We start from the raw sequence: 21,219 nt of genomic DNA, 5'->3' as shown, positions 1-21,219 counted from the left end.
TTACAGCTTCACTATGGTCAGTACGGATTGAGTGCTGGTGCGGTTGCCTGATGCCGTGGGGCTCCAGGTATGGGGGTCGGTGATATTTAATCCCCACACCTGTATTTCGGTATGCGGTGAGCCTGGGTTGTCCCCTCCACCGATGGTGTAGGTAATGTTGATATCCGACCACCCGTATGGATCGGTGTGTAGTGGTCCGGTGTAGGTTACATACAGAGTCCGGCCTTCACCTTGTGCGGATAATAGATCTTCCGTTGTCCTGTCTTTTCGCTGCCCATTCACTTCAATTGAGGCATATAAATCAATATCACGAACGCCACCCTCAACGCTGGTCGCATAACCAAAACACAGCTTTGCGGTAATCTGGTAAGTTGCACCGGCCTCAGGTTTAAATCTGTGACTCAGGTAGGGTGATCGCTTCGTTTGGAGTGCATCATTTCCGCCGTAGGCCTCTTTGGTTGAACTGCGCTTTTCGATAATCAGCTGGCTGCCCAGGTTGGGAACATGGGTGAAGTTGCGCCAGTCGAGGTAATAGCTGCCGTGCTGACCGTCGAGCAGGTCAGCGTCCATGCCTGAGCCAGAGCCGTCATTGCCGGCATGCCACAGGCTATGATTGTTCCAGGTGAGAGTGCCGTCAGATTTGCCTATTAACTGGCAAGACCATGAAACCACGTCACCTGCATTTTTATTGCCGGTGCTGACGTTGATTTCAAAGCCGGGGTTTGTTGTGTTGTCTATGTTGGCCTGGAACTCTACCGCACCACCCGAGACGGTATGGACGTCTTTGTCCATACCGAACTGAATACCGGCATTGCCTGCCCCGTCATTATCAAACAGGTTGTGCTCTTTGATATCCAAGCCGAAGTAAAACTTCTTTCCCTTTACCTGAAAATTATCTTGAACTACTTGGTTATCGACATCGGATCTAACTAGTTGCCCAGCATGTAGACCGTCAACAGTGTCAGCATCCATACCAGAGCCTGCCCCGTCGTTGCCGGCATGCCAGATTTTATGGCCTTTGTATGTAAGTGCTGTTTTAGACGCGAGAAAGGTAGTGCCGTTTGAGCCGACTTGAAACTCACTTTCTGTTCGGACAACGGAGTTGCCAAAATAAACACCGTTGCTGAAATGTAAAGCCTGGTTTATACGCAACCAATCGTCATGGACGTTAAACATGACTTTCCCATTGGCGTTAATGTCATTGGCTAAAAACTCTATGTAGGGAGTCGAGCCAAGCGTGATGGTTGCCGGTAAGCCAGCGCCATTGGCATCACGGCTTCGGAGCCGTATGCCATACGTCCCACCCTCAAGAAAACCACGTTCTATACCGCCGGTGCTGATAAAGAACGATTTTGTGCCATTTAGTACCTGAATAGACCCGGCAAACGTATTTCCCTGACTTCTTCTGGCTATGTCATTACCCTGTATGCCGTCAACCGAATCAGCATCAAGCCCCGACCCCGCGCCATCATTAGCAGCGTGCCAGATATGAGGTACAGTGACGTTAGCAACGTAGCGGCAATCGGCGGTAGCCACACTGTTGGTCTGGACTACTTTTCTTGTTCCTGATGCACCATCACCGCGAACGGTATAAACACAGCCGGGTTGCCCCGGAACGGAAGTGCATGTCCAGCATTGCGAGCTGTCAAATCCCGCTCCAGTACCCGCCGCAATTCTGTCTTCCAGTTCTTCAACAGTGGGTAGCCGAACTCCCAGGCTGGCGGCTTCAGCCAGTGCCTGTGCAAAAGTACGGCCGGCGTTACCGGTACCACCGCGTAAGTGGGCAAACCGGCCGCTGAGTGACTCCCCAGTGTAGCCGACATGGGCTGCTGCCCGCAGCGTATAGCTTTGGGCGTAGCTGTCGAGCACGTCTTGCTGAAGGGCAAAATTTGGGGTGTGAGTTAAGTTGCGCCAGTCCAGGTAGTAAACGCCGTGCTTACCATCTAGCAAATCCGCATCCAGCCCCGAGCCGGCACCGTCCACGGTCAGCATTTTGCCCAGCACATCGGCAGCGGTGTAGTTTGCGGCGTTGAGCTTGATGCTGTTGAGCTTGTTATAGGCATCGGCCACGGCCTTGCCGCTGGCGTATTTGGTGGCTCCGCCGGTGGCATCGGTGTAGCTGTGCGACCAGCTCCAGTTTTCCAACTTATCCAGCCCGACCTGATCTTTGGTGTGGGCTGCGGGGCGGTGCTCATGCCACCACAGGCCGCCACGGCCGCGCAGGTCGGTTACAGCCCCATTGGCGGCGAGAGACGCCAGCGGGGTAACATAGTGCGGATAACCGGCCTCATCCACGTAGTCGCTGAGCGGGGTGGTGCTGGCCCGAATGGTGACCAGGGTGTGCCAGTCTGAGAGCAGGGTGCCGGCGTGGTATACATCGGCATACAGCACAGCGGGGCGCTGGGCCACGGTCACAGACTGCACGCTGGTCAGTTCGGTACGCAAGCCGGCAATGTAGCCCAGGCCCGGGGTCACCAGAAACTCATTTACGCCGGTACCGGGGCGCACGGCAAACCCGTCGGCAATAAATGCAGCGTCACCGTAATGGTCGAGCGCTTGCTGCTGAATGTCTTTATCCAGTCCCATCAGGCGGGCGGTAAAGTCGATTTGCCAGGTGCCGGCATCCACATGGGTCAGGGTGGCCTCGGCGGCACCCTGGTATTCCATCAGCATCGACTTCACCAGGCTGTTGCCGGGGCGGTTCAGCAGGTTCTTTAATTTTTCTTCTTCCGCCTTGTGCACCACCATGGCCACCAGACCGCTGGTTTTGTGGGTCAGGTACATGGCGTTAAAGGTAAAGTCGCCCAGGTTGGTGTCCATGACGATGGAATAGGCCACCCCGTTGGCGTTGATTTTGCCGCGTTGATCCACCGGCTGGCGGTGCACAATCTGGCTGGCATCCGGCAGCCCTGCAGCGCGGTCAATGGGCTGGCTCAGGTCAAGACCCGGAATATGGGCCAGCACCATTTCATCCAGTACCACGGGCTGACCGCCCAGTTGCTGCTCTGCCAGGTGTGCTTCAAAGGCGAGGGTGATGGCGGTTTGGGTCATCCTAGTTTTGCTCCAAATACTTGATAACTGCCACTGAATCGGGCGGCGTGCAGGCGCAGGGGTTGCGGGTAAACCACCTTGTAGCGATAGCGGCGGCAGGTGCGGCCGTAATGCTGGATCAGCACCTGCAGCAGTTGCTGGTTGCGGGCTAGCTCATGGTCTGCCAGCTCTATCAGGATCACGTCCCAGGGCACACCGGGCTGACGTTCGTGCAGCTCTACCCAGCCAATGCCCAGGCGTTCAAAAATGCGCTTGAAGCCGGCAATGTCGCCGGCGTCCCGGGCATTGGCAAAGGCGTACTTCACACGCTTGCGATACAGACTCAGGGGCTCGTTACTAAAGCGCTGAATGCCTCTGTCCCAGGCCAGCACATTTAAAATGTTTTCGCTGCATTCCAGCGGGTCGAGCTGACGCAGCGGGAACAGCAGCCAGTGCCAGGCTTTGCGCCAGAATGTGTTCAGGCCGTTGCCCAGAAAATGCGGCTCCTGTTGTTCCCGGCCGTCCATCCACCAGGGGGCTTTGTGCTCGGGTAGTTCCGGGGCCTGTCGCTGGTGTTTATCCATGCAGGGTCACCGTCAGTTCAGCCAGGCGCGGAATGCTCTGGGCACTGTTGATGTCGGGCTGGCCGAATGACAGGGTGTCAATGTCGGGCAGGGCAGCATGCAGCTCGGCCCCCAGCCGGCTGAATGAAAAGCGGCTCAGCGGCTTGGTGCGGGTGATGTTCGGGTAATCGGCGGTCTCCCGAAACGCAGCGCGCACCATGGCCTCGGCGCGGGCCTTGAGCTGGCTTTTTTCCTGATCACCCAAAAAGGCCCGGGGCCAGATTTCCAGGGTAATGGTGTGCAGGGTGTCGGGCAGGGCAAAGCACTGCAGATCGTCGCCGTGGCCGTGGTTGCCATCATGGCTGACATGACGGTTCAGCTTTTCAATCAGGGCCGGGGGCGTGGTGCCCACTTCCATCAAAATAAAAGCGTTGGCAGTGCCCGGGCCGCGCGGGGCATCGTGCTCAAAAAAGATGTTATCGGAGCGGATGCCGGCCACGGCGGCGAGCATGGAGCGATACACCGCATCAATGTGATAGCGGCCCACAACAGAATACTGGTTCTGAATGCGCAGGCCCAGTGCATCGTCGTTTTCTTCGTCGTCGCCGGGCTCGGTGATCCAGTCGACCGGGTTGGCCACCCGTTCAATCCCGTTCACGGCAGCAGGCAAAATGCAGTAGTAGCCGGCGGGCAGGTTCCAGGCGTTGCCGGGCTCGGTGGCTTCACACACCACCAGGCCGCTGCTCAGGCCGGCGGAAATGGTGACGGTCTCCACCACCGCCAGGGTGTAGCTGCGGCCATTAATGCGCTCGGTGGTGATGGTGGTACCCGCCTTAATGGTCACCGTGCTGGCCGGATCGGTTTTAAAAAACTCCACCAGCCCCCGGGTGGCCTTGGCGGCTTTACGCTCCAGCCCCACGTCCCAGGCTTTCAGATCCTGATAGTAGCCCCGTGCCGTGGCCGCAAAACTATTGGGCAGCACATGGTCTACCAGCAGGGTATTGAGCAGCCACATGGCCGGCTTAACAACAATGGCCCGCTGCAGCCGCCAGAACGGGGACATGCGGCTGTCGTTGGTGATGATGGAGCCGGCGGCTTCCACTTCCCGGGCCAGTTCCTGCTCCAGTGCCTCTGTGGTGGTGGGAATGCCGGCGGCGGCCACCAGCCGGGTAAAGTCGACCTTGGGACGGACGTTCACAGGAACACCTCCAGATCACCGAATTCATAGGTGCGGGCGGTCAACAGGTAGCGGTCGGCCGTTTCTTCGCGCACATCGGCGGTGCCGGGCTCGATACGGGTGTCTTGCTCTACCAGAATACGGATTTGGGTGCGCACGTCGGCGCGCAGGGTCGGGCTGCGTTCACCAATCAGCGCACGGGCCAGCCCGGATTCCATAATGGCGTGCTTAATGTCCTGGCCAATGCTGTGGCGGTTGTCGGTGGTCACCGGCTGTGCGCCGGCATCCAGCACCAGCCCGCCATTTTCGACCAGCAGATCGATATACAGCCGTTCAGAAGCCATATTGCAGTTCCTCCCATTCCGCCAGGGTTTGCGGGTCCATGCCCTGTTCGTTCTTGATATGCACATCACCAAAGTGCACGGTTTTGCCGGTGTTCTGGCCGGCCACTTTCAGCAGCTGCGGCATTAGTGGTGATGGCGGCGATTGCATCGACTCCGGAGCGCGGGTGGTGCGCAGGCGCTCATTAATGCCGGCCATCAGCTGTTCGCTGTTCACTTGCGGAGCATCATCAAAGCGCGGCTGAGTGAGTGGCGTGTTTGCCAGCGGTGACTCCGGCACCAGTGACGGCAGAAACAGCTCTTCATTGCTATGAATGAAAGAGCCGCCCATATGGGTACCGCCTGTATAAACCTGCTCTATCTCCTGAGTGGCCGGCGAAAATTCAAAGTCCAGATCGTCGAAATATTCCCGGAATACATCCTGTTTCAACGGCGCTATTTCTGCCTGCACAGGCTGCAGATCGCGGTCTACCTGCTGAGTGGTAGCGGGCAGGTCGGTATTGGCGGCGTCGGGCCAGTGTCGGTTGACCAGCTGGCTGGCCGGGGCAACGTCCATCGGCACCGGCTGCAGCGTGCGGGCCACCTGCTGAGTGGCAGCGGGCAGGTCGGCATTGGCCGCCTCGGGCCAGTGCTGGTTCACCATCTGGCTGGCAGCCGGCACGGCGGTATTAGCGGCGTCGGGCCAGTTCCTGTTTACCTGCTGGCTGATCGGGGGAATATCCATCGGCACCGGCTGCAGAGTACGGGCCACCTGCTGAGTGGCCGGCGGCACCGCGGTATTGGCGGCGTCGGGCCAGTCTCTGTTTACCTGCTGGTTGGCCGGGGTAACGTCCATTGGTACCGGCTGCAGGGTGCGGGCTACCTGTTGGGTGGCCGGCGGCACCGCGGTATTGGCGGCGTCGGGCCAGTTCCTGTTTACCTGCTGGCTGGCCGGGGCAACGTCCGTTGGTACCGGCTGCAGGGTGCGGGCTACCTGCTGAGTGGCCGGTGGAAGGGCGGGAACGGTGGCTGCCTCCTTGGGAAGCTCGCCCGTTGTTTGCTCAACCTGCTGCATCACGGCGGGCATGTCCGGGGTATCCGGCAGATCCATGTTGGTTCCGCTCAGGTCAATGTCGACCCCCGGGATCATGTTCAGTTTTTCCAGCAGCCATTGCACCAGCTTGCCGGCCATGCGGATCGGAAACAGGATGGCATTAAAGATGGTGCCAAAGACGTTGCCGATGGTTTGCCCTGCTTCAGCCACGCCATCCAGCTGCTCAGTGGTGCTTTCTACCGGTGCAATCAAGGCGGTGAACCAGCCAAACAGATCGGCCAGTAAGCCGCCAATCCAGCCGAGTACAGCAGAAAACAACCGGAACAGTCCCACAAAGGGAGCAAACAGTTCGCTCAGTCCGGCGGCTTGGGTAAAGCCGGAAATAAAGCCGCTGATAAAGGCTTTGATGGGCTCCCAGAACTTGTAAACCGCAATGGCTGCCGCTCCCAGCACCGCAATCACACCCACAATGCCGGCAATCATCAGGCCTGCAGGGTTAGCCATCATCAAAAAGTTAAGGCCAATCAGTGCCGGACGCATGGCCACCATGGCCATACGCACCAGCTTGAGCGGGCTGAGCAACAGGCTGATACTGCGACCAAAGAACAGTGACATGCTGCTGCTAATGCCACTGATCAGCGTCCAGCTGGCGGCCACGGCGGTCAGGCTGGCAATGCCAATGGCGGCCCAGGTCACCACTTCGGTCAGATGGGGGAACATGTCGGTCCATTCCACCAGCACGGCCATGCCATCCACGATGGAGCCCACCACCGCATTGATGGTGGGCAGCACGCTGACCCCGGCCCCGGCACGCAGGGCAAACCAGACTTGTTCCAGCCGTTCCCACTGGTCAGTCATGGTGCCGGCCATTTGAGTGGCCTTGTCCATGCCGGTCTGTTTGCCCACGTTGTCGATGCTGTGTGCCAGGCCGTCCACGTCGGGGATCATCTGTTTGATCAGGGCCACGGCTTCATCAGAGCCGAAGGCCTTTTTCAGGGCATCCGATTCCGCCACGGTCAGGGTGTCGCCGAATTTGTCTTTCAGCTTTTGCAGTATCTGCACCATGCCCAGCATGTTGCCGTTGCCGTCGACAAAACTCATATTGAGCTTGTCCTGGGCACCGGCAATGCCGGCCAGAAACGCCTTGTATTTGGTACCGGCTTCCGAGCCGGACATGGTGGCCTGCAGGGTGCCGAGCACCGCCATCTGCTCGTTCATGGCAATGCCGGCGGCGGTACCGGCGGCACCGATGCTGGTAAAGGCGGCACTCATTTCAGCGCCGGTGGTCTTGAAAGACTCCACCGCCTGCGCGGTCTGTCCGGCCACCATGGCGGCGAAGTTATCCCGGCCCATGGCATCGGCCTGCTGCTTGAACAGACCATACATGGTGCCCATGTAGGCAGTAACGGTGGCGGTGTCGGCCTTGGTAGCCGCGGCCAGCACGGCCGACGACTTGGTAATGCCGGCCAGCTCGTCACCGGACAGATCCCCCATGGCAGACTTAATGTCATACGCCGCGCCAATAAACTCGGTGGCCGACTTGCCGAACTCAATGGAAAAGTCGGTAGCGGTTTGGCTGAGCTTATTAAGATCCTGCTCGGCCACGCCCAGGGATTTCACTTCTCCCAGGGCGCGGTCCATTTCAATGGCGGGCATCAGCGCCTGATGCAGCGCCACACCAGACGCCGCCAGACCGGCAGCACCGCTGATCATGCGGTCCATGCTCTGGCGGCCCAGCTCTCCGGTTTCCCTGATCTGCTGGTTAATGCCCTGAATGGGCCGGGTGACCTTGTCGACCAGGCTCACCGTCAGCATTAATTGTTCCAGGTGCTTCATGTGCCGTTAAATGCCTTTGCTATGCCGGTTGCGATGGCGTTGCCGGTGTTGTCCCAGTGCTGTTTGTCGAGCCAGATGGCCCGGGCCAGGGCTTCTTCATCGTCGGGTTCGTGGGGCAGGTAGTGGCGGCGCAGTGCCAGTACCTGCTCCAGCTGGTTGCCCTCTATCGCGTTAACCCGACGGGTCAGTTTTTTATGCTGATCTCAAGCTCGGGTACGAACGCCTCGTTGACCTTGGCGGCGATCTTGAGGCCGGCACCGGTGAGGTTCAGCAGCTTGGCCAGGGCGTCCTTGCTGTCGGCGGTGACCACCCGGTTCAGGTAGTTGTGTGCCGGAGCGACCTTGTCATCCATGGTCAGTTCGTTGATGTACTTGTTGTACGCTTGAGTGGTGGGCTCAAACGCCAGATCAGTGCCGTTAACGGTCAGGGTGATGATTTGCTTGCTCATTGTGCGATTCCTTCTTGGGTAAGGAGCCATTGCTCCAGGGTGTCGATTTGTATTTGGCAGCGGCGCAGAGCACCCTGCAGATCGGGAATAAAGGCCACCGCCTCGCCGTAGGTGGTGCCGGTAAAAACGGGCTCAGGGCACTCCGGCATCAGGCCCGGTGGCGGCAGTACCGGTACCGGCTTGATGATCACCTGTGGCGGCGGTGCTGAGCAGGCCGATAACAGCAGCAGGCAAAGGCTCGCGACTACAGTCCGGGCGGCTTGGCGGCAGAGTGGCAAGGTGTTGTTGCACGGCATTTCGTTTGCTCCTGGTGCTGGTATCTGCTTGCTGCAGCCGGCCCTGTTGTTCCTTCAGCAGGCGGTGTGCCTGCTGCCGCTCTTGCTGTGCTTTGTTCAGGGACAGCTGCAGCTCTTGGGTGAGGCTGGTTTGCAGTTCGGCCCGGGCTTCGGACTTGCCCAATCGTTCAGTCAGTCGTTCCACCATGGCTTGTTGCTGCCATGCTACGAACAGCAATACGGCAACCATGATCAGCAGGAACTTTGTTAGCTTGTTCATGCTGGCACCCCACCGAATTCGGTGAACTTGGCCAGTAGCACCGGCAATCGGCGCATGGGCTGGCCCGGATAATTGGCTCCCGGCAAACTGGCCCAAATATTTCGGCATTTGGCAATGGCCAGCTCAATGCGACCGGCTTCGATGTCTTCCAGAGCACGGCGTTCACGGATGAGTTGGATGGCCCAGCGGTCCTGGGATTCGGGTCCGAAGTCGGGCAGTTGTAACAGCTGGCGATAGTGCTGCCAGTGGCGAGACAGGTGCTGGTAGCGACCGGCGGCGGTACTTACCAGGCCGGGCCGTACTTGCACCCGTTGGTTAGGATGGGTGGCGTAGCTGGCGAAGAAGCCGGCCGGGTTTACCAGTTTGTTGTAGCCATCATCACCCCGCCCAATGGTGCCTTCGGCATAGGCGAGAACATCCAGAAAAGCGGACAGGTTACGACTGCAGTTAATGCGGGCCATTGAGTTTTCCTCCCATCATGCGTTCTGCCAGTTCGCGGATTTTCTCTACTCCGAACAGGCCGAACATGCCGCCGATAAAGCCGGCGGCTTCGCTGGGAATGCCGAACCAGCCAAAACCGCTGATAAAGGCCAGGGTAATAGCGCCCACCAGCGACGCTTCCAGCCAGCGCCGCCGGCCAGTTCCGCCGTTGTAGGTCACTCGCAGCCAGGCGGTAAGCACGGCCAGGATAAAGCCGTAAAGTGTGGGCCAGTTATCTGCCAGCCAGGCCAGCAGAAGGGTCCAGATAGTCGGGTCTTTATAGGGCATAGGGTTTATTTCCATGGCGCTTCAGCGTCTTTTCTCCAGCAGGGTCTGGCAGCCCACGCACAGGGTCACGCCGGGCAGGGCTGCCCGGCGGGCCTCGGGGATGGGGTCGTCGCACTCTTCGCACTGGTGGCGGCTGGGTGCGGTACAGTGGTGGCCGGTCTGGGCGGCCAGCTGCTGGGCCAGCAGCCAGTCGCTCATGTCATTGGCGCGGTCAATGGCATCCATGGCGGTTATCCAATCAGGTGACGGGTATCGTCAGCGGAGAGGTAGGGCACGCCGTTGATGCGCACGAACTCGGGATCGGTGACAAAGCCCTTAATCTTGTGCACCTGCTTGCTGCCGCCCTTGCCGTCTATATCGAGCAGGTCGGAGATCTGCAGCTTGATGCCGAAGGCTTCAATGCGGAATTCTTCTTTGTCGGCCTTGGCGTAGAACAGCGCATCGTGGGGATCAATGCCCCGCCACGAACCGGCGCCGGCGGCCGCGTCGCTGAGCAGGTTAAAGTTCTTGGTATCCAGTTCATATTCCACGTCGGCGGTGACGTCGCCATCCACGTAACCGTCGGTAATGCCCCGGGTCTGGGCAGCGGCGGTGCTGTCGTTGATGGTAACGGTGGCTTTCTCGACGTGGATCATGGTGCCCAGGATTTCCACGTCAAAGTTCATACCGGAAATGCGGCGGCTCATTGGTTGTCTCCCGGGTTGCTGAGATCAAGGATGATGTTGATGGTGATTTTCTTGGGGCAGTCGTAGGGGCGCACCATGGCGTAGATGGCCACTTCGTACTTGCTCAGCCATTCAATGGCGATATCGCCATCGTCGGGGGGCATGACTTCGCCGGGGAAGGTGACACCGGCAATGGTGACCGACTTGCTCATAACACGCAGATCGCGCATGAAATAAAGCTTGGCGGCGGCAATGCTGCCCGGGGTGCTGTTGAGCTGGCGATCACCAATGCGGCCAATGGCGCGAATGCGCAGTTTGCGGGCTACCTTGTCGGCCACCCGACGGTTTTCCACCACCTGGTAGTCACCACCGGACACGTCCAGCATGTTGCCGTCGGCCCAGTACACGCCGTCATAATCCGGGAACCACCAGGGCACGGAGTAGCGGGCCGCTTCCAGGGTCTGCAGGGTAGCCAGAGACAGCCCGGTGCCGTTGCTGTCGACCGGTGCCGGGCCCAAACCGACCACAGCCCCGGTCTTCACCCGCATGGGGGTGTCGGCCACGGTCACCGCGCGGTTGCACAGGCGTCCGGCCATTACGCCGGCATTGTTGCCGTGCAACTGGGGCACCAGCATCACGCCGTCGGCGGCAATGCCATCGGCCAGCGTCACCATGGCCGCTTCATAGGCGGGCCAGTCTTGGGCATCCACACCATCGGTCACAATGCCGTTGGTGGCCAGGATCATGAATTGCCAGCGGCCCCAGGTGGCAATCAGCTGGTTGCGCAAGGCCTGAGCGGCATTAATCTGCTCGGCGGTGGTCACCGGCTCCAGCAGCACTACCGCCTCAAAGGATGCGACCTTTTGTGCGGCCAGCACGGCGTCGGTCCAGTCTTCCCCCAGAGCCAGCGCATGGGCATGGGCGCTCCAGTTCTGGCCGGCGTTCTGCATGGCGGCCTTGATGTTGGTTTTCAGCTGGCTGGCGTTAACGCCCAGCAGATCGTCCAGGTCTGACTGGGTGTTAATGGACAGCAACTTGCCGTTGTTCTTGGTGGCCTGGCCCACAAACAGGAAATGTCGCTCCACCTCTTCGGTGGGGCCCTGCATCTGGTTCAGGTTGTTAATCTGGATAGTTGGGATCATGAACTAGCCCCTTTGGTTTGTTGTTTCTTCACGTTCCAGCCGTAGCCAATGCCCTGCATTACCCGGCGGATGATTTTGGCGCGCTCGGCTTCATTGGCTCCCATAAACTGACGTGCAGGCAGTTCAATGTCCCAGCTGCGTTTTACCGGCTCATCCCTGAGCTTTTTAATCAGCATCCCGGCCTGGCGATAACTGAGGTTTTCCTGAATCCATTTGCTGGATGCATTGATGTACTTGCCGCGCTTGCCCCGACGCTGGTAGCCCAAGAGACGCAGCCGCTTGGCCTGGGCCTTGGTGGCAGTATCCGGCTCTTGCCGCGGCTTGTTGCGTGAGGCCTGCTCGGCAGTACGGCGCTGGCTCATGCCGTCGTTGTGCGTTCTGCCTACCACACCGGCATGTACCGGCATTTTTCCCTTACGAAAACGCAGGGTCATGTCGATGGCGGTGTTGTCGATGGCCAGCAATCCCGGCAATCCGGTGAGCATCTTTTTCTTGCCGCCCTTGCGTGGCTTGCGTTTGCGCGGTGCCCAGACCTTTCCTTCCGGGGTGCGTTGCTGTCGCACGTTACGGGCAGAGGCTTTTTTCAGCTCGTTGCCCAAGCGCCACAAAAAGCGGGTGCGCTTTTTGGCGGGCATGGTGGCCAGCTTGAGCCGGTCGGTAATGGGCAACACATCAAGGTCGAACCGGATCACACATCACCTGCCAGCGGCCAGGGGCCGTTTTCGTTCACCCACAACTTGCCGTACTCCGCCACCCAGATCTCATAGGGGGCCAGGCGGTAGCGTTCGCCGCCGTAGCGGATGGGGCCAGCAGCGTCGGGCACCATCAGCAGGGGCTCGGAAAACAGCACGCTGATGGTGAGGTCGGCGCTGTGCTCGTCTATGGGCTCCACGTCGTAATCGGGGTCGGGCAGCTCCAGCCGTTCGCGATCTGTGTCGTGGTCCTGCAGCCATGCGGCCACGGTGGCCAGCACCACGGCCGGATCCAGTTCGCGGAACGGCAGGTCTTCCACCATAAATACCGCCTGGTAGTTGAGCCGGGCCAGCTCCACACCGGTGCCGCCATCGTCGGGAGTGAGCTGCAGGGTGCCGTTCTGCATCCAGGCATCAAAGCCCTTGCGGCACTTGGCCGGCAGCACGTCCTTGATGGCGGTGCTCAGCTGATGCAGGTAGTAGCCCCGGCTCATAGCAATTCAATCCCGCAGCGGTGAGTGCCCTTGATGGCCCGAATGTGCTGCTGGCTTTCGGCCAGCAGGGCGGCACGCACATCACCGCTCTGGGTGGCCTGATTATTGCCAGTGTCGCGTTGGCTCAGGCTGCCGGCCTCGGTAACCAAATCGGCCTTGGCACGGGCAAACACCGCCTGGCGATAAAGCGCCGTGAGCATGTTCTGTGTGCCCACGGAAGGGCCGGGCACGGCGGCGGCATTGCCGTGCCCCTCGGCCAGCAGCCTTGATTTGGTAAACACCAGCTCAAGGTTTACCTGGGCCACCGCAGACAGCACCGCAGCAGCCACCGTGGCAGGCTGCAGATCGGCGGGCATAGCGCGGTCGCGCTCAAAGTCGCCCACTTCAATGTCGGGCCAGAAGCCATCGTTGGTGATGGTGCTCTGCTGATAATCGGTGCTGTTTCCGCTGAACATGGCAGCCCTCTTGGTTAATAGGTGCGCCCCTGGCCACGGTGTTGGGCAACAGCGTTTAAGGCATGGCCTTGGCTGTTCCCGCACCGCCGGGGCGCGGCGGCGTGGAGCTAGTCTTGCTCAAGCGCCCGCAGGCGCATGGCAATTCTGGCCCGGTGGGTTTTTACCTGGGCACCCACCGGATCCCATTCGTGTGCCTTGGCCAGCAGGGCGTCGGCTTTATCGAGCACATCCGGGTCACTCACGGCGCTGGCTCTGGGCTCGCCGGTGGCGTCGCGCAACAGCAGCAGCCCGGCAAACTTGAAGTATTTGGCGGTGAGCTTTTCGTTCAGCCGCCAGTCTTTGGCCACATGAGCAAACACCCGGCTGAAATAGGGCTCTACGGCCTGGCCCTCGGCGGCCTGCTGCTCGGCCCACTCCAGCACGGTGTCCGCCACAAAGTGGGGGAAGTCGCGCTTCATACGGGTGGGCGTGTGCTGGCCTTGTGCAATGGCCACTTCGGCCCAGTCCAGTGCCTGCTCGAACTCTTCCAGGTCAAACAGCCAGACGATCAGCGTGGCGAACAGCGGGTTCTGGTGGCTCTTTTCCGCAGCCAGGTACTGCTCCACATAGGGGCGGTACTTGGGCAGCAGCTCGCGTTTCAGGGCCACCTTGTCGCTGATGCGATCCAGCGTCTTCAGTCGCTTTTCGTCCTGCTCCAGTGCCAGCAGCTGCAGGTGCAGACTATGAGCAATGTCGCCGGTGGCCTGGCCGGTGGTAGCGGCTTTTTCTGCCGCCTGCCGGGCGCGGTGCCGGTCACGATGACGCTGGGCCGGAGTGCTCATTCAGTTAGCCTGCCGGTGCCGGATCTGTGGCCGGAGCTGCGCCAATCTCCATACCTGACTCATCAAAAGAGGCATAAGCGCGGTATTCGCCCACGGCGTAGCCTTCCATGCGCCAGTACTGGCTTTCAAAGCCCTTGCGATCCTGGTTGTGAGCCGCACTGCGTTGGCGGGTGCCGCGCTGGGTGTACAGGTGCAGGTTGGCCGGAATGGTCACTACCATTCGGGAGCCCGGGAAGAAGGGCGGCGTGATAGCCGGGCGGCCGGCGATGCTGGTGGCCAGTTGTTGCGCGGTCACCTGTTCGCTGGGCTTGTCGGCCTGTTGATACAGCCGGCCCTGAGCGGCGGCCACCAGGTCGGCACCTACCATTACGGTCAGGCGCGGATCGCTGCGAAACGCCGGATCAAGGGTGCTGTTAATCAGGTCAGAGGCCATGGCGTCCAGAGTTTTGTAGTCGCCGCCGCCATCGGGGTCGAAATACACCTTGTCCTGGGCAGAGCCGATAATCTGGGAGCCACCGTTCCACTCCTTCACCAGTTGCTGCCAGCCCTTGTTTACGTCTTGGCCCAGCGGGTTTTTGGCCGGGTCGGTATTGGCGGCAATGGAGTTACCGTTGAAACCGACGCGTAGCATATCCAGAGCAAAGGTGCGGTTAATGAACTCGTTAACCAGGCGCAGAAACTCGCCTTCATTGCCGGCGTTGGCCCAGACGGCCAGCGTAGACCAGGGCAACAGGGCACCGGAGTCGGTTTCGGTCAGCTCATAGCTGTGGCCACCCACGCCCACTTCCTTGAAGAAGCGGCCTGAGGCCTTGCGGCCCGAGTGGATGCTGCTGATGCCCATGTCCACCACCTGACCTTTGATCTGGTCCACGTCGGCGATAGTGATGCGGTTCAAGAAGTCGACGGATTCCAGCAGCGCCTGTCGTAACCGGGTTTCCTGCGGGCCGGTGACAGAAAACTGCTGGCTCAGGCTCTGGGGATCGATGCCATAGCCCTGTGCCAGCCGGGAGCAATATTGCTTCAGCATGGCGGCGGCCTGGGCAGTGAGGATCTGGCTCATGCTTGCTCCTTAAACCAGGTGATAAATGTCGCCGCCAGCGGGGGCGCCGCCGGGGATTTGGCCGGGCTGCTCTTTCAGCAGGCTGGAGAACTGGGTTTCCAGCTCGCCCTGCTTGCTGGCCACGCCTTCTACGGCATTCAGCAGTTTGGTGAACTGCTCGGTGGTGATGCCGTTGGTGGCGGGTTGCTCGGGCTCAGGCTTTTGCTCAGGCTCATTGGCCGGAGCCGGATCTTCTTTTTTGCTGAAGGCTTCAATCTTGGTCTCCAGCTCGCCCTGTTTGGTGGCGATGCCTTCAATTGCGCTCAGCATCTTGTTGAACTGTTCTTTGTCCATTTCTGGATCCTCAGGGGTGTTATCGGTGGGGGCAGGGGGCTCTTGCTCCTGGCCTTTTAGCCAGGCGGTAAACTTTTTGAACATACCCACTTCTTGCTCACGGTCGGCCAGCTCTTTCAGGTTGAACGGCTCGCTCTGGCCAATCAGCTTGTTGTGCTCTTTGCCATTGGCACTGAACTGCATGCGGGTGGTGCCGGTGCTTGCCGGCTCGCTGGTCACGCCCATACCTATCAGATAGGTTTTATCGCCGCCGGCGAATTGCTCCTTGGGTTCAATGCTGCAGAACTGGTACTGGCCGATCTGGTTGTAATAGATGAGATCCCGGTTCGGGCGCAGCACGGCGAACAGCTTCATCTTGCCGTCTACTTCCTCGGCCTTGAGGCTTTCAACACTGCCCATGGCTGACCAGCGATAATGGTCCGGCCAGATAACGGCGGTGTAGTGGTCGGGATCGTAGGTCTCGGCCATATCGGTGAGCCATTCGCGGGAGATATAACGCCCGTCAATGCTGTTGCCTTCGGTGGCAATACAAATCCAGCCTGTGCGTAACCGTGAATCGGGTTTCATTTGCCTGCTCGTGTTCTGTAATGGCGACAGGCTAGGGCCTTGCGGCGGCAATTTCATCTGCCGCGGTTCCGCTCAATTCCGATTTTTGAATTATCGGAATTTCTAGGAATTTCAGGGGCATAGAAGGGGTGTCCGGGTGGGTATGATGGCCGCATTCATCATGACCACGGAACGCAATGGCTTACTCAGAAGAAATCCGCAACGCCGCCAAAGGGCTGTATTTAAAGCGCTGGTTGCCCCGGGAAATTGCCCAGGAACTCAGCCTGAACTCGGTGCGGGTGGTGTATCAGTGGGTGGAAAAATACGCCTGGGATTCGCTGCTGTCGGAAATTCAGCTGGAGGATGCCATTGCCTTGCGGGTGCAGCTGCTGCTGAACCGGGAGAAAAAGAGCCAGGCCGAGCTGGACGAACTGGACCGGCTGATCAGCCAGCATGTGCGGCTGAAGAAAGAGCTGCTGCAGCTGCGCGAAAAGGAAGTGGGGCTGAAAGAGCGGGAAGCGGCCATTGCTGCCGGCGATGAACCACCGGAGCCACGGCGAGGCCGCAAGAGCGGTGGCCAGAGCAAGGGCGGCAAGGGTAAAAAAGGCAAAACACCCAAAAACAACGTGGGCGAGCTGCTGCCGGAAGACTTTCAGCCGTTTCTGGATACCCTGTTTGGCTATCAGCTACGCTGCCGCGAGGCCATGCACGATCCGGAGGTGCCGCGCACCCGCAATATTCTGAAGTCGCGCCAGATTGGCATGACGTATTACTTTGCCGGCGAGGCGCTGGAAGACGCTGCCCTGACCGGCGGCAACCAGATATTTCTGTCGGCCACCCGTGCCCAAGCCGAGGTGTTCCGCTCCTACATCATTAATATTGCCCGGGAGTTCCTGAACGTAGAGCTGTCGGGCAACCCGATAATCCTGAGCAACGGCGCTGAGCTGCACTTTCTTTCCACCAACTCCAACAGCGCCCAGTCGCGCAGCGGCAACGTCTATATAGACGAATACTTCTGGATCCCGGGCTTTACCAAACTTTCCAACGTGGCGTCGGCCATGGCCACGCAAACCCGCTGGCGTAAAACCTATTTCTCCACGCCCTCGGCCAAGGCCCATCCGGGCTATGGCTTCTGGACCGGGGACGACTGGAAGAACGGCAAAGACAGCCGCAAAGACGTGGAATTCCCCACACTGGATGACTACCGCGACGGCGGCCGGGTGTGTCCGGACCGGCAATGGCGCTATGCCATTACGGTGGAGGATGCCGTGGCCAGTGGTTGCAATCTGATTGATGTGGACGAGCTGCGGGACGAATACGCCGACGAGGTATTCCGTAACCTATTCATGTGCGAGTTCGTGGACGACGAAGCCAGCGTGTTCAAGTTTGGCCAGCTGGAAGGGTGCGGCGTTGACACCGAACTGTGGGAAGACTTCGACCCACGGGCGGCCCGGCCGTTCGGCACCCGGGAAGTGTGGCTGGGCTATGACCCCAGCCGCACACGCGACAACGCCACTTTGGTGGTGGTGGCTCCGCCGCTGCTTAGCGGTGAGCCGTTCCGGGTGCTGGAGCGGCACCGCTGGCGAGGCCTGAACTTTCAGCACCATGTGGCGGAAATCGCCAAGATTTTTAAACGCTATCGGGTGACTTACATTGGCGTGGACATTACCGGCATCGGTGCCGGCGTGTTTGACCTGCTTAAGACCAAGTTCCCCCGCGAGGCCCATGCCATTCACTACTCGGTAGAGAGCAAAAACCGCCTGGTGCTGAAGATGATCGACGTGGTGGAGGCGGGGCGCATCAGCTGGGACCGGCTGCTGAAAGATATTCCGCTTGCCTTTATGGCCATCAAGCGCACCACCACCGGCAGCGGCAATGCCATGACCTTTAAGGCCGGGCGGGATGCCACCACCGGCCACGCTGACGACTTCTTTGCCATTTCTCATGCGGTGATCAATGAGCCGCTGGACCATACGAACAAACGCACTTCAACCTGGGCTATTCAAAAATGAGCGAACCCAACCAATCCAAAGATCTGATCGCCTTTAGTTTTGGCGAGCCGGAAGCGATAGAGCCCAACCGCTGGCTGACCGATTACACCGAACTGTTTTATGACCATTATGCCGACTACTGGAGCACGCCCATCAGCCGGCAGGGACTGGCCCAGATCGCCAACACCAACGCCCACCACGGCGCGCTGATTTACGCCCGCCGCAATATGGTGGCCGGCCGCTTCAAGGGCGGAGCCGGGCTGAAGCGCCGGCAAATGCAGGCCTTTGTGCATGACCTGATCCAGTTCGGTGACGCAGCCTTTTTGAAGATACGTAACGGCCTGGGCCGGGTGGTGCGGCTGCATCCGCTGCCGTCCATGTATCTGCGCCGGCACCAGAGCGGCGACTTTCGGCTGTTGCGGGCCAATAATGAGCAACTGCATTACCGGCAGGAAGATGTGATTTACCTGTCGCAGTATGATCCACGGCAGCAGATTTACGGCCTGCCGGATTACCTGGGTGGCATTCAGTCGGCGCTGCTGAACCGGGACGCTACCCTGTTCCGGAGGCGCTATTACCAGAACGGGGCGCACATGGGCTTTATTTTCTACGCCACCGACCCGAACCTGAGCGAAAGCCAGGAAGAAGATCTGAAAAGCAAAATTCAAAGCTCCAAAGGGGTGGGCAACTTCCGCAGCCTGTTTATCAATATTCCCAACGGTAACCCGGACGGGGTGAAGCTGATCCCGGTGGGAGACATTGCCACCAAGGACGACTTTGACCGCATCAAGAACATTTCAGCTCAGGACGTGCTTACCGCACACCGGTTTCCGCCGGGGCAGGCGGGCATTATTCCCAGCAACGCCGCCGGCCTGGGCGACCCGGAAAAAACCGATACCGTCTACACCCGTAACGAGGTGCTGCCGCTGTGTGAGCTGATTGCTGATGAAGTGAACTCGGATCCGGATATTCCGGCCCGGCTGGCCTTGGAATTTGTGCTGGAATAACTGGATAAACAGCCAGTGGTATGATGCCGGGCGATACCAGATAACGTATAATAAGTGCATGTTTAATCAGGGGATAATTACACATGCGCGTTTACTGCAGAGAGTGTGACAGCAAGGGGCGGATCACCAAAACCAACCGCTTGAGCCGTGATTACACCGAGCTGTATTGTCAGTGCAATGATGCCGAATGCGGCCACACCTGGGTGGCCAGCTTTGGCTACCGGCACTCGCTTAGCCCCAGCGCCAAAACGACCAGCCAGATGGCATTTCACCTAGCTAGGGCACTGCCACCGGGGGCACAACAAGATTTATTAAGGGAACTGGAAGGGGCGCGATAAGCGCCCCTTTATCATTGGTGTGAAATAACGGTGGAATTAAGCCTGTTCTGGGCGTTTTTTCTCTGCTTCTATGAAACGGGTGATGGCTTGCCGGATCAGCGGCTGATAGCTGATGCCGTTCTGCTCAGCGATCTTCTTCAGGTCTTCAGTTAATTCCTTTTCGAGACGGATTGAGACCAGCTCCAGGCCCAGTGCTTCGTTGATGCTTTGGTCTGTTGACTGGCTGGATACCTTGGCGAACTCCTCGTCTTGCCCAAGTGCTCCTGTTTCCCATTGCAGGTCGAGATCCGGCGTCATTGTATCTTGTGATTTATTACTCATGATCAGCTCTCTCCATATGGTGTGGCCGCTGGACTTATTGGTCATTATTGCCGCTTATTGGCAGTGAACAGGGGCTTGTGATAAAATTAGTACATCGGTTCTAGTGAGCCTAAGTTTATGATTTTTATAGGTGTATAATGCTTAAGACCCACAAAGCCCATGTGAAATGCTTAAAAGCTCCGCAGCAGCGGAAGGCTAAGCGTATCCCTGTGTTTGTTTCCCGGGTATCTGAGCAAGACCTTGACGCCCTTGCCGAGCAGTCCATGAAAAAGGTTAAGGAAGGCAGCAAGGCCCCCGCCATTTTTGTCGAAATATAATTCACCTTGAGTTCTTGGTTATAGTCGTTCTCTGAAATCGACAGGCTTTAAGTTTATTGCAGCTTTAATGTACGTCTAGAGTGATTTTTAATCATTCCGACCTACATTTCCTGGCTGGCCTGCAATGGCATCTTTGATAAAGCTGAAGGGGAGATCGGGGTTATCTTCGGCAGTCCTGCCTATGGCCACCCAATATTTGAGCTGCTCTGATGGCGAACGACCAGTTGATGATGCCGTATGTTCTATCGAAACGAGCAGGTCGTCACTCAGTCTGATTGATTTGGCCATTTCATACCCTTGGGCGATGGTAAAAAGGGGGCCTGGTGCGCCCCTCATCAATTAAGCCACATTTTCTTTTTTGTTGTGGCTCACAGCTGCCCTTACTTTCAGCATAGACAGATACATAGGCACGAGGCTATTACCACTACTATGAGTTTTTGCCTCGCCTATCACAGTAAAACCCAACCTGCTATAGAACTCGACTTTATCTTCTACGGCTTCAAGATAAATGCCATTAGAGCCCACATGTTTTGATGCTTCCAAAGCATTGGAAATGGCCTGCCTCAGTAGCTTGATGCCTAATCCCTGACCTTGATAAATTTTATCTACAGCAAGCATATCAAGTTTAGTCACAGGAATACTTTGATATTTACCCGTAATTTCAAAGTCACCGCGAGCTAATGAGTGGTTTTTAAGAGTATAAAAACCAACAACCTTGGAGTTACTAAGGTCCATCAGTAACATGCAAGTGATAATGTTCTGATTTGTCAATTCCTTAATCTTACCATTGATCAGGCAGTTATTAAGGATTTTATCACCACAGTCAAAACCATTAAGGTCTTTCTTTTTTTCATTCGAGAAGGCCTTGATCTCGAAATTTACTTCTTTTTCCTGACTTACATCACTCTTTACGCTCATTAAAAAGTTCTCCGGACATGAGGTCAATCAACCCTTCTGTTGGAGCATCGTTAGCTTGATTAAGAGCGTTCACTTTTTCAAATTCCTCAGCTGAAAGCATTGTAATCTGACTTTCCAGCAGCAATCGACGGGCTTTCTCGGACGCTGCTTGAATAATGAAAGCTGTTAAATCAACACCACTGAATGCAGCCGCAGTTTTAAGAGTCTCTTTGACCATCTGGTTGGTTTTTAGCTCTATCCTGCTATCTTTAGCTTTAGGCAGTGCAGGAGTAGAACTACTTCTTCTCAGTGCAACAGTTGCCATAATAAATACCTCGTATATTGGTCTGATAATCTCCTTCTATTTTTAGGATCTATTTAGAATCCAT

General features: G+C 58.0%; 28 protein-coding genes. 4 read left to right on the top strand and 24 right to left on the bottom strand.

What is annotated here, in order from left to right; all coding sequences use genetic code 11:
* The 20 genes from G364_RS16845 to G364_RS0104830 form a co-directional block, all read right to left on the bottom strand.
* Positions 1-3,051: a phage tail-collar fiber domain-containing protein gene (locus tag G364_RS16845; protein WP_019934044.1), complete on the bottom strand. Its 3,051-nt coding sequence runs from the start codon at positions 3,049-3,051 to the stop codon at positions 1-3.
* A complete protein-coding gene (locus G364_RS0104915) occupies positions 3,048-3,614 on the bottom strand; it encodes a phage tail protein (protein ID WP_019934043.1) in 567 nt (188 codons plus the stop codon). Before G364_RS0104915 ends, G364_RS16845 begins: the two co-directional genes overlap by 4 nt.
* Entirely contained in the window at positions 3,607-4,791 is a 1,185-nt protein-coding gene (locus G364_RS0104910; protein ID WP_019934042.1) for a baseplate J/gp47 family protein, read from the bottom strand. The genes G364_RS0104915 and G364_RS0104910 overlap by 8 nt, the downstream gene beginning before the upstream one ends.
* The gene (locus G364_RS0104905) at positions 4,788-5,114 is read right to left on the bottom strand and encodes a DUF2590 family protein (RefSeq protein ID WP_019934041.1); all 327 of its coding nucleotides are present in this window, start codon (positions 5,112-5,114) and stop codon (positions 4,788-4,790) included. The genes G364_RS0104910 and G364_RS0104905 overlap by 4 nt, the downstream gene beginning before the upstream one ends.
* Positions 5,104-7,980, bottom strand: coding sequence for a phage tail tape measure protein (locus G364_RS16840; RefSeq protein ID WP_019934040.1), 2,877 nt, complete (start codon positions 7,978-7,980; stop codon positions 5,104-5,106). The genes G364_RS0104905 and G364_RS16840 overlap by 11 nt, the downstream gene beginning before the upstream one ends.
* Positions 7,977-8,114, bottom strand: coding sequence for a DUF6890 family protein (locus G364_RS17555; RefSeq protein WP_425411219.1), 138 nt, complete (start codon positions 8,112-8,114; stop codon positions 7,977-7,979). Before G364_RS17555 ends, G364_RS16840 begins: the two co-directional genes overlap by 4 nt.
* A gap of 50 nt (positions 8,115-8,164) precedes the next feature.
* Positions 8,165-8,428, bottom strand: a complete 264-nt coding sequence (locus G364_RS0104895; RefSeq protein WP_019934039.1) for a putative phage tail assembly chaperone — start codon at positions 8,426-8,428, stop codon at positions 8,165-8,167.
* Positions 8,425-8,619 carry an Rz1-like lysis system protein LysC gene (lysC, locus tag G364_RS17285; RefSeq protein WP_425411218.1) on the bottom strand — a complete coding sequence of 65 codons (195 nt, stop codon included), beginning with the start codon at positions 8,617-8,619 and terminating at the stop codon, positions 8,425-8,427. Before lysC ends, G364_RS0104895 begins: the two co-directional genes overlap by 4 nt.
* On the bottom strand, positions 8,561-8,983 hold the full coding sequence (locus tag G364_RS0104885; RefSeq protein ID WP_019934037.1) for a hypothetical protein: 423 nt from the start codon (positions 8,981-8,983) through the stop codon (positions 8,561-8,563). Before G364_RS0104885 ends, lysC begins: the two co-directional genes overlap by 59 nt.
* A complete protein-coding gene (locus tag G364_RS0104880; protein ID WP_019934036.1) occupies positions 8,980-9,444 on the bottom strand; it encodes a glycoside hydrolase family 24 protein in 465 nt (154 codons plus the stop codon). The genes G364_RS0104885 and G364_RS0104880 overlap by 4 nt, the downstream gene beginning before the upstream one ends.
* Entirely contained in the window at positions 9,431-9,766 is a 336-nt protein-coding gene (locus G364_RS0104875; protein WP_245541383.1) for a phage holin, lambda family, read from the bottom strand. Before G364_RS0104875 ends, G364_RS0104880 begins: the two co-directional genes overlap by 14 nt.
* A 6-nt stretch (positions 9,767-9,772) precedes the next feature.
* Positions 9,773-9,976: a TraR/DksA family transcriptional regulator gene (locus tag G364_RS0104870; RefSeq protein ID WP_019934034.1), complete on the bottom strand. Its 204-nt coding sequence runs from the start codon at positions 9,974-9,976 to the stop codon at positions 9,773-9,775.
* 5 nt (positions 9,977-9,981) lie between these two features.
* Entirely contained in the window at positions 9,982-10,437 is a 456-nt protein-coding gene (locus tag G364_RS0104865; protein ID WP_019934033.1) for a DUF2597 family protein, read from the bottom strand.
* The gene (locus tag G364_RS0104860; RefSeq protein ID WP_019934032.1) at positions 10,434-11,558 is read right to left on the bottom strand and encodes a DUF2586 domain-containing protein; all 1,125 of its coding nucleotides are present in this window, start codon (positions 11,556-11,558) and stop codon (positions 10,434-10,436) included. Before G364_RS0104860 ends, G364_RS0104865 begins: the two co-directional genes overlap by 4 nt.
* On the bottom strand, positions 11,555-12,250 hold the full coding sequence (locus G364_RS0104855; protein WP_019934031.1) for a phage virion morphogenesis family protein: 696 nt from the start codon (positions 12,248-12,250) through the stop codon (positions 11,555-11,557). Before G364_RS0104855 ends, G364_RS0104860 begins: the two co-directional genes overlap by 4 nt.
* Complete coding sequence (locus G364_RS0104850; RefSeq protein ID WP_019934030.1) at positions 12,247-12,744, bottom strand: phage tail protein; 498 nt, start codon at positions 12,742-12,744, stop codon at positions 12,247-12,249. The genes G364_RS0104855 and G364_RS0104850 overlap by 4 nt, the downstream gene beginning before the upstream one ends.
* A complete protein-coding gene (locus G364_RS0104845) occupies positions 12,741-13,199 on the bottom strand; it encodes a head completion/stabilization protein (protein ID WP_019934029.1) in 459 nt (152 codons plus the stop codon). The genes G364_RS0104850 and G364_RS0104845 overlap by 4 nt, the downstream gene beginning before the upstream one ends.
* Before the next feature lie 107 nt (positions 13,200-13,306).
* A complete protein-coding gene (gpM, locus tag G364_RS0104840; protein ID WP_019934028.1) occupies positions 13,307-14,020 on the bottom strand; it encodes a phage terminase small subunit in 714 nt (237 codons plus the stop codon).
* A gap of 4 nt (positions 14,021-14,024) precedes the next feature.
* Positions 14,025-15,080 carry a phage major capsid protein, P2 family gene (locus G364_RS0104835; RefSeq protein ID WP_026344699.1) on the bottom strand — a complete coding sequence of 352 codons (1,056 nt, stop codon included), beginning with the start codon at positions 15,078-15,080 and terminating at the stop codon, positions 14,025-14,027.
* A gap of 9 nt (positions 15,081-15,089) precedes the next feature.
* Positions 15,090-15,980: a GPO family capsid scaffolding protein gene (locus tag G364_RS0104830; protein ID WP_019934027.1), complete on the bottom strand. Its 891-nt coding sequence runs from the start codon at positions 15,978-15,980 to the stop codon at positions 15,090-15,092.
* Positions 15,981-16,156: 176 nt separating this feature from the next.
* Between G364_RS0104830 and G364_RS0104825 the strand changes: the two genes are divergently transcribed.
* The 3 genes from G364_RS0104825 (at position 16,157) to G364_RS17000 (ending at position 19,295) form a co-directional block, all read left to right on the top strand.
* The gene (locus tag G364_RS0104825; RefSeq protein WP_019934026.1) at positions 16,157-17,971 is read left to right on the top strand and encodes a terminase large subunit domain-containing protein; all 1,815 of its coding nucleotides are present in this window, start codon (positions 16,157-16,159) and stop codon (positions 17,969-17,971) included.
* Positions 17,968-18,957, top strand: coding sequence for a phage portal protein (locus tag G364_RS16375; RefSeq protein ID WP_019934025.1), 990 nt, complete (start codon positions 17,968-17,970; stop codon positions 18,955-18,957). Before G364_RS0104825 ends, G364_RS16375 begins: the two co-directional genes overlap by 4 nt.
* An 83-nt stretch (positions 18,958-19,040) precedes the next feature.
* A complete protein-coding gene (locus G364_RS17000) occupies positions 19,041-19,295 on the top strand; it encodes an ogr/Delta-like zinc finger family protein (protein ID WP_019934024.1) in 255 nt (84 codons plus the stop codon).
* A 36-nt stretch (positions 19,296-19,331) separates the two neighbouring features.
* Here the strand turns inward: G364_RS17000 and G364_RS16370 are convergent, their stop codons facing one another.
* Positions 19,332-19,616 carry a ribbon-helix-helix domain-containing protein gene (locus tag G364_RS16370; protein WP_211212428.1) on the bottom strand — a complete coding sequence of 95 codons (285 nt, stop codon included), beginning with the start codon at positions 19,614-19,616 and terminating at the stop codon, positions 19,332-19,334.
* A 137-nt stretch (positions 19,617-19,753) separates the two neighbouring features.
* On the opposite strand from G364_RS16370, the gene G364_RS0104800 reads away from it, so the two are divergent.
* Positions 19,754-19,933, top strand: a complete 180-nt coding sequence (locus G364_RS0104800) for a hypothetical protein (RefSeq protein WP_019934022.1) — start codon at positions 19,754-19,756, stop codon at positions 19,931-19,933.
* 87 nt (positions 19,934-20,020) lie between these two features.
* Here the strand turns inward: G364_RS0104800 and G364_RS16995 are convergent, their stop codons facing one another.
* Genes G364_RS16995 through G364_RS0104790 form a run of 3 tightly spaced genes read right to left on the bottom strand, consistent with a single transcriptional unit; the run spans position 20,021 to position 21,155 of the window.
* Entirely contained in the window at positions 20,021-20,221 is a 201-nt protein-coding gene (locus G364_RS16995; RefSeq protein ID WP_169336648.1) for a TA system antitoxin ParD family protein, read from the bottom strand.
* A 51-nt stretch (positions 20,222-20,272) separates the two neighbouring features.
* Positions 20,273-20,851, bottom strand: coding sequence for a GNAT family N-acetyltransferase (locus G364_RS16835; RefSeq protein WP_019934021.1), 579 nt, complete (start codon positions 20,849-20,851; stop codon positions 20,273-20,275).
* Positions 20,835-21,155 (bottom strand): type II toxin-antitoxin system TacA family antitoxin, encoded by a 321-nt coding sequence (locus G364_RS0104790; protein WP_019934020.1) that lies wholly within the window; start codon positions 21,153-21,155, stop codon positions 20,835-20,837. Before G364_RS0104790 ends, G364_RS16835 begins: the two co-directional genes overlap by 17 nt.
* Positions 21,156-21,219 lie beyond the last annotated feature (64 nt).

It is taken from the genome of Oceanimonas smirnovii ATCC BAA-899 (genome assembly GCF_000381965.1).
GTDB classification, from domain to species: Bacteria; Pseudomonadota; Gammaproteobacteria; order Enterobacterales; family Aeromonadaceae; genus Oceanimonas; species Oceanimonas smirnovii.
This window is presented reverse-complemented; position numbering and strand designations above follow the sequence as displayed.

What these genes read in the sequence shown, in the direction of transcription:
- G364_RS0104830 (WP_019934027.1), bottom strand. Translation starts at nt 15,980, where the DNA reads ATGAAACCCGATTCACGGTTACGCACAGGCTGGATTTGTATTGCCACC.
- G364_RS0104875 (WP_245541383.1), bottom strand. Translation starts at nt 9,766, where the DNA reads ATGGAAATAAACCCTATGCCCTATAAAGACCCGACTATCTGGACCCTT.
- G364_RS0104825 (WP_019934026.1), top strand. Translation starts at nt 16,157, where the DNA reads ATGGCTTACTCAGAAGAAATCCGCAACGCCGCCAAAGGGCTGTATTTA.
- G364_RS0104835 (WP_026344699.1), bottom strand. Translation starts at nt 15,080, where the DNA reads ATGAGCCAGATCCTCACTGCCCAGGCCGCCGCCATGCTGAAGCAATAT.
- G364_RS0104915 (WP_019934043.1), bottom strand. Translation starts at nt 3,614, where the DNA reads ATGGATAAACACCAGCGACAGGCCCCGGAACTACCCGAGCACAAAGCC.
- G364_RS0104905 (WP_019934041.1), bottom strand. Translation starts at nt 5,114, where the DNA reads ATGGCTTCTGAACGGCTGTATATCGATCTGCTGGTCGAAAATGGCGGG.
- G364_RS0104885 (WP_019934037.1), bottom strand. Translation starts at nt 8,983, where the DNA reads ATGAACAAGCTAACAAAGTTCCTGCTGATCATGGTTGCCGTATTGCTG.
- G364_RS16835 (WP_019934021.1), bottom strand. Translation starts at nt 20,851, where the DNA reads ATGAGCGTAAAGAGTGATGTAAGTCAGGAAAAAGAAGTAAATTTCGAG.
- G364_RS0104860 (WP_019934032.1), bottom strand. Translation starts at nt 11,558, where the DNA reads ATGATCCCAACTATCCAGATTAACAACCTGAACCAGATGCAGGGCCCC.
- gpM (WP_019934028.1), bottom strand. Translation starts at nt 14,020, where the DNA reads ATGAGCACTCCGGCCCAGCGTCATCGTGACCGGCACCGCGCCCGGCAG.
- G364_RS0104895 (WP_019934039.1), bottom strand. Translation starts at nt 8,428, where the DNA reads ATGAGCAAGCAAATCATCACCCTGACCGTTAACGGCACTGATCTGGCG.
- G364_RS0104790 (WP_019934020.1), bottom strand. Translation starts at nt 21,155, where the DNA reads ATGGCAACTGTTGCACTGAGAAGAAGTAGTTCTACTCCTGCACTGCCT.
- G364_RS0104850 (WP_019934030.1), bottom strand. Translation starts at nt 12,744, where the DNA reads ATGAGCCGGGGCTACTACCTGCATCAGCTGAGCACCGCCATCAAGGAC.
- G364_RS16370 (WP_211212428.1), bottom strand. Translation starts at nt 19,616, where the DNA reads ATGAGTAATAAATCACAAGATACAATGACGCCGGATCTCGACCTGCAA.
- G364_RS16840 (WP_019934040.1), bottom strand. Translation starts at nt 7,980, where the DNA reads ATGAAGCACCTGGAACAATTAATGCTGACGGTGAGCCTGGTCGACAAG.
- G364_RS0104865 (WP_019934033.1), bottom strand. Translation starts at nt 10,437, where the DNA reads ATGAGCCGCCGCATTTCCGGTATGAACTTTGACGTGGAAATCCTGGGC.
- G364_RS0104880 (WP_019934036.1), bottom strand. Translation starts at nt 9,444, where the DNA reads ATGGCCCGCATTAACTGCAGTCGTAACCTGTCCGCTTTTCTGGATGTT.
- G364_RS16375 (WP_019934025.1), top strand. Translation starts at nt 17,968, where the DNA reads ATGAGCGAACCCAACCAATCCAAAGATCTGATCGCCTTTAGTTTTGGC.
- G364_RS17000 (WP_019934024.1), top strand. Translation starts at nt 19,041, where the DNA reads ATGCGCGTTTACTGCAGAGAGTGTGACAGCAAGGGGCGGATCACCAAA.
- G364_RS16995 (WP_169336648.1), bottom strand. Translation starts at nt 20,221, where the DNA reads ATGGCCAAATCAATCAGACTGAGTGACGACCTGCTCGTTTCGATAGAA.
- G364_RS0104870 (WP_019934034.1), bottom strand. Translation starts at nt 9,976, where the DNA reads ATGGATGCCATTGACCGCGCCAATGACATGAGCGACTGGCTGCTGGCC.
- G364_RS16845 (WP_019934044.1), bottom strand. Translation starts at nt 3,051, where the DNA reads ATGACCCAAACCGCCATCACCCTCGCCTTTGAAGCACACCTGGCAGAG.
- G364_RS0104845 (WP_019934029.1), bottom strand. Translation starts at nt 13,199, where the DNA reads ATGTTCAGCGGAAACAGCACCGATTATCAGCAGAGCACCATCACCAAC.
- G364_RS0104800 (WP_019934022.1), top strand. Translation starts at nt 19,754, where the DNA reads ATGCTTAAGACCCACAAAGCCCATGTGAAATGCTTAAAAGCTCCGCAG.